The following is a 5,267-nucleotide window of genomic DNA, read 5'->3' as shown; positions in this document are numbered from 1 at the left end:
GACGAAAGATCGCCGAACACAAGACCGTCAAGGAAGCCCGCCGCAGCCTGAAACGACGCATCACCAACGCCGTCTACCGTCGTGTCCTGGCCGACCACGAACGGCTCCAACTTCAGGCCGCTTGACACACAGAGGCGCTCTGGAGCCACTCCTCGTCACGGTGACCGACGAGTCGCAGTCCAGATGAGAGCCACACCCAAACTCGGGTGGGCAGCCGATGTGAGAGCGTCCCGCCGATCACCTAGATCGAGTCTGGCCAGACACCGATCCTGCGGGAAGTCTCCTAGTAGCCGATGAGCGCCCAGGGCGATCGTCAGCCCTAGTGATTTCAGCGTTCGCAGCGACGCTCGCGTTCGGCAACGCAGCGGTCCCGGCCATTCTGCCCGTCGGCTGTGTCGCGGCCGCCGCCTCCGCGGAGCACGTCCGACTCGTTGCCGCCCCTGAGGTCGTCGCGGCCGCTGCCACCAAGGAGCACGTCTGATCGGGAGCGGCCTTGGAGTTCGTCGTTGCCTGCGTTCCCGACCAGCCGGTTGAGGCCCAGCCACCCCTTGATGTTGTCGTCGCCGGGTCCACCACGCATCGTGGCTTTCATGCCCTCGCACTCCGATTTGATCTGAGGGGCGTCCTCGACAAACCCTCCACCGATGAGGGTGTCGCTTCCGCCTTTCCCGACGAACAGCACATCGCATCCCGAACCGCTCAGGTAGTTGTCCGCGGTGTTGCCTCGCAACACGGCGCGCGGTGCGACTACGTTCGCGCCGACGATGCCAGAGAGGTTGGCCGCATGGACCCCGCCGACCGTCACCATGTTGGTGTCCAGGTCGATCTCCACGTCATGGTCGGCGGACCAGACGGCGATCCCGCCACCGGTGTAGGTGCCAGGTGTCCCGATCGCAGGCGCGGTGACCGTCAGGTACGCCCAGTCGGCATCTGTCACGGTGTCATCCGTGCCGTCCGCGTGCACCAAATTTTGGCCAGGTCCCCCGAGGTAGCGGTCGAGACCAGCACCTAGATAGGCATTAATCTGTGTCACCCCAACCTCGGACGCGTCCACCACGTCATCGCCGTCGCCCGCGTACACGTACACGGCGGACCCGCTCACGCACACCAGGTCGTTCCCAGCGACAGCGTAGGTGAACTGGGAGCTGCCGGTGACGATGACGTCATCACCCGGCGTGCCCTGAATGTCCGGGCCAGTGCCGACGATCGTGGCCGGCCGGCCTTGGCAGGTCTGGGCAGTGGCCGAAGCCGCCGATGACGGTGCGCTCAGCAGCGCCCCCGTAACAAGCGCGGTGACAACAAGTGTGGTCGAACGTCGAAGCACGGTTCCCCCTTGGGTGAGCTATCCCCCGATGATGGTGGGCAGCGTGTCGGTGGCGGTACGTCGCATGCGACGGTCCTTGCTAAGACGCGCCGACCTCATGGTTGGTTGTCGGCGTTCGTCGGGTTGCGAGAGTCGAGCGGCTGTCTCGACCGTCCCGCAGACGCCTCTGCGAACATCCGGATCTGCCGCAATCCGCTCATATCGATGAGCGTGCAGTGAGGCGCCACTTCCATGAAGATGAACCCGTGTCCGATCTGACTGACGAAGAGGCCGAGGCCGTCGGTGGATGGCTTGACCGGCACGAGTTCGAGAAGGTGTCATCGCGGGGGGAGGATTCCTCGCCCTTCGGCGATCGCCAGGACGTGTGGGAGCGTGACGGCACCCTCGTACGCCTGACTCGCGACCGAGGTCAGTGGTGGTACGACCTGTCGCAGGACGGGACGGACGTGTGGCTAAACGTTGACGCTGTCGCAGGCGCGTCTGGTTCAAAAGCAACTGCGCCAATCGATCGTGTAGCGGACGTGACGGGCTCGATCGACGATCGGGTCTTTAGTGCACTCAGCGCGTCGCTACGGCACTCGCCATGACGTCCCCATCTGCCGCGATGAGCGTGCGGACCGCCGGTGTTCGGATGCCCCCAACAGCGACGGTTCAGGGCCGCCGGGGTACGGCTGCAATCAGAACGCGCGGGAACGCACTCTCACGCCGCTGTGCCAGCGCACCGAACGTGCCGATGCGCGGGCTGTCGCGCTCCGCCCGACCATGCCCGCCGCGATGAGGTAGTTCGACCCATCATTGCGGGGTCGCCTCTGTTGGAGTCTTGGTCTGTCAGGGTGTGGGCGTGGCCTCCCTGACGCAGCACGGCGAGAGGTCATCGGACTTCAGACGTTTCTGGTGGGGTGAGGCCGTCTCCGGTCTGGGTAGCGCGATTACGTCCTTGGCCCTGCAGACCCTGGTCCTGGTCACGCTGCAAGGTGGCGCCGTGCAGGTGGGATGGCTCAACTCCGCGCGCTGGCTGCCGTACTTGGTTCTCGGACTAGTTGTGGGAGCGCTCGTCGATCGTGTGCGTCGACGGCCGGTCATGGTGGTCACCGATGTCGCCCGCGCCGGTTTGCTCGGGCTAATCCCGCTGGCCTGGGCGTTCGGGGCCCTGTCCTTACCGCTACTGCTGGTCGTCGTCGTCCTGTTCGGGACGGCCTCTCTGTTCAACGACGCGGCCTCGTTGTCCTTCGTCCCGCGGCTCGTGTCACGAGGTCAGCTGCAGCGGGCCCACGCACGGCTCGACGGCGCCAGCGCCGTGGCCCAGACCGCGGGGCCCGCGGTCGCCGGCATGCTCATCCGCGTTTTGGGTGCGCCCTTGTCGGTGCTGGTGGATGCCCTGACGTACCTGTTCTCAGCCGTGATGGTCGCATCGCTGAAGGGGGTCTCGGAGCCGACTGCCGCCACGCCCGCCACAGGAGGGGCGCGTGGGCTGGCGAAGGAGGTCCTGGACGGAGCACGCTGGGCGTACGGCGCGTCAGGCCTGCGTCGCCTCGCCCTCGCCACGCACGTGTGGTTCGCGGGTCAGGCGATCCTGCTCGTGCTGGTCGTCCCGTACGGCTATCTCCAACTGGACCTCTCGCCCTTGCAGTTGGGCCTCGTGTTCGCTGTCGCCGGCCTCGGCGCCCTGATTGGTGCGGCGCTGAGCACACGGGTCGGCGTTCGTCTGGGCACCGGCGGCGCCATCATCTGCTCGTACTTGGTCACGGCCTTCGGAGTCATGATCATGATGACGGCGGCTTCGGTACCGACGGGGTGGGTCGGGGCATCAGTCCTGGCCGCAGGTCAGTTGTGCCACGGCTGGGCCATGGGAACAAGCAACTCGCACGAGATGGCCTTCCGCCAGTCCCGCACCCCTGACGAGCTGCAGTCGCGTACCAACACGACTCTGCGGTCGTTCAACCGTGCCGTGATCGTCGCGGTCTCACCGGTCGCCGGACTGCTGGCCGAGGCCGTCGGCTATCGCCCGACTCTTGGCGCTGCCGCGGCCATCTTCATGGTTTCGGCCCTGATGTTGGTTCTGTCACCCTTCCGCCGTGCGCGCGTCGAGTAGCGCCAACGCACGCTTCTGCCGGTGAGCGACTGCTCGCAGACGCACGCTCCTGCCGCAAGTCGGCTGCAACTCCAATAACTGCACTCTTGAGCGTCAGTACCACTGGTAGTACTATCGTCTCGTGCCGTCCGTCGACAAGATCGTCACCGCGATGCGGGCGAACCCGAAAGGCGTCGCCTTCAACGACCTCATGTCGGTGTGCGAGCACTACTTCGGGAGTCCACGTCAGAGCGGCAGCTCCCACGTCGTCTTCAAGACGCCGTGGCAGGGCGACCCGCGGGTGAACATCCGGAATGACAGGGGCATGGCCAAGGCGTATTAGGTACGTCAGGTCCTCAAGGCCATCGACAAGAAGGAGGCACTCTGATGCAGACCCAGACCCCAGTGGACGTGTCCCACTACACCTACCGCGTGACCTGGTCAGTGGAGGACAGCGAGTTCGTCGCCACCTGCCTCGAGCTTCCCTCGCTGTCGTGGCTGGCACCGACGCAGATCGAGGCGCTTCGAGGCCTCGAGGCGGTCGTCAACGATGTGCTCGCCGACCTGACCGACCAGGGCGAGAAGGTCCCAGTCCCGTTCTCCGAGCGGACCTACTCCGGGACCTTCAACGTCCGCATCGGCGAAGGGCTCCACCGCGATCTCGTTGTGCATGCGGCCGAGGACGGCCTGAGCCTCAACCAGTACGTCGTGAAGAAGCTCGCCTCGATTTGAAGCGGGGGCGCGCCCTCCGTTCCGGCCACGACTCGCCCCTAGGTCCGGTCCTCACCATCATCATCGGGCTGGCTGGCCTGGCGATGCTCATTTACGTCGCCCGCGTCCGCTCGCGCCGCACCCGACGGTTTGCCTCGCCCATGCTGGTGGTGTCCGTGCTGGGGAGGAGACTCGATCGTCGTCGAACTCAAATGCGTCAACCGTGAGCTCGGGCTTGTGAATGTTGTTGGGAACGTATTGATGTTCCTCCCGGTGGGATGGCGGCTGTCGAGATCGTTCAGATGTTCTCTGGCTCGTTCGGGGACATTGACGACGGCGCGAGCTGCGCGAGGCGCGAGGGACCGAGACGCTGGCGTGGATCACCTCGCACACGTTCCGAAAGACGGCCGCGACCATCCTCGACGAGGCCGCGTTGTCGGCTCGGTTGGTCGCCGACCAGCTGGGTCACTCGCGGACCTCGATGACCCAGGACTACTACCTCGGTCGGCGCTCGGTGGACTCGCAGGCGGCGGTGGCCGTGGACGCTGCGTTAAGGGACGCGCTCAGCGAAAGTGAAAACCGTGGCAAAACCGTGGAATAGCAAGAAGGCCAGGACCGGGTGGACGGTCCTGGCCTTCTCACTTGTACGCCAGCAGGGACTTGAACCCCGAACCCGCTGATTAAGAGTCAGCTGCTCTGCCAATTGAGCTACTGGCGCATATTGCCCAGCACGGTGGAGTGCTGTGCAACGAGCAGGAACTCTACACGCCGCGGGCGCTGACATGAAATCGACTTCGGTCAGGCGAGCTCGGCGAGCACGGCCTGTGCCGCGTTGTGGCCGCCGAGGCCGGAGACGGCCCCGCCGCGTCGGGCTCCGGAGCCGCAGAGCAGGACGACGTCGTGGTCGGTTGCGACTCCCCAGAGCTGCGCCGGGGTGTCGAGGCGAGCCCGGTTGGGGGCCCACGGCCAGGCCAGGTCGCCGTGGAAGATGTGCCCGCCCGGCATGGCCAGATCGCGTTCGACGTCCTGGGGGACCTTGGCCTCGATGCACGGGCTGCCGTCGGCGTCCGTGGCGATGCAGGAGCGGATCGACTCGACCAGGTGCTCGTCGAGGGAGGCGATCGCGCGCTCGACCGCGAGCTCCTTGGCGGCGGCGCCACC

6 protein-coding genes, 1 tRNA gene and 1 pseudogene are annotated in these 5,267 nt (G+C 66.0%); 5 read left to right on the top strand and 3 right to left on the bottom strand.

What is annotated here, in order from left to right:
- Positions 1–328: 328 nt before the first annotated feature.
- Positions 329–1,324 carry a calcium-binding protein gene (locus RMO85_RS03640; RefSeq protein ID WP_310526523.1) on the bottom strand — a complete coding sequence of 332 codons (996 nt, stop codon included), beginning with the start codon at positions 1,322–1,324 and terminating at the stop codon, positions 329–331.
- Positions 1,325–1,569: 245 nt separating this feature from the next.
- On the opposite strand from RMO85_RS03640, the gene RMO85_RS03635 reads away from it, so the two are divergent.
- From RMO85_RS03635 to RMO85_RS19615, 5 genes are all read left to right on the top strand, one after another.
- Positions 1,570–1,911 carry a hypothetical protein gene (locus tag RMO85_RS03635; RefSeq protein ID WP_310526522.1) on the top strand — a complete coding sequence of 114 codons (342 nt, stop codon included), beginning with the start codon at positions 1,570–1,572 and terminating at the stop codon, positions 1,909–1,911.
- A 248-nt stretch (positions 1,912–2,159) separates the two neighbouring features.
- The gene (locus tag RMO85_RS03630) at positions 2,160–3,416 is read left to right on the top strand and encodes an MFS transporter (protein ID WP_310526524.1); all 1,257 of its coding nucleotides are present in this window, start codon (positions 2,160–2,162) and stop codon (positions 3,414–3,416) included.
- A gap of 121 nt (positions 3,417–3,537) precedes the next feature.
- On the top strand, positions 3,538–3,738 hold the full coding sequence (locus tag RMO85_RS03625) for a toxin HicA (protein ID WP_310526525.1): 201 nt from the start codon (positions 3,538–3,540) through the stop codon (positions 3,736–3,738).
- A gap of 44 nt (positions 3,739–3,782) precedes the next feature.
- On the top strand, positions 3,783–4,127 hold the full coding sequence (locus RMO85_RS03620) for a toxin-antitoxin system HicB family antitoxin (protein WP_310526520.1): 345 nt from the start codon (positions 3,783–3,785) through the stop codon (positions 4,125–4,127).
- A 322-nt stretch (positions 4,128–4,449) separates the two neighbouring features.
- Positions 4,450–4,707, top strand: a complete 258-nt coding sequence (locus RMO85_RS19615) for a tyrosine-type recombinase/integrase (RefSeq protein WP_397203016.1) — start codon at positions 4,450–4,452, stop codon at positions 4,705–4,707.
- Positions 4,708–4,751: 44 nt separating this feature from the next.
- Here RMO85_RS19615 and RMO85_RS03615 read toward each other — a convergent pair.
- Positions 4,752–4,824, bottom strand: a tRNA-Lys gene (locus tag RMO85_RS03615).
- An 80-nt stretch (positions 4,825–4,904) separates the two neighbouring features.
- Positions 4,905–5,267 (bottom strand): annotated as a pseudogene (locus RMO85_RS03610) (FAD-dependent oxidoreductase); the annotation flags it as partial.

Origin of the sequence: Nocardioides sp. (assembly GCF_031422975.1) — a bacterium.
GTDB lineage: Bacteria > Actinomycetota > Actinomycetes > Propionibacteriales > Nocardioidaceae > Nocardioides.
This window is presented reverse-complemented; position numbering and strand designations above follow the sequence as displayed.

Bases quoted from the DNA above. Each gene is read 5' to 3' on its own strand.
- RMO85_RS03620 (WP_310526520.1), top strand. From the start codon at position 3,783: ATGCAGACCCAGACCCCAGTGGACGTGTCCCACTACACCTACCGCGTG.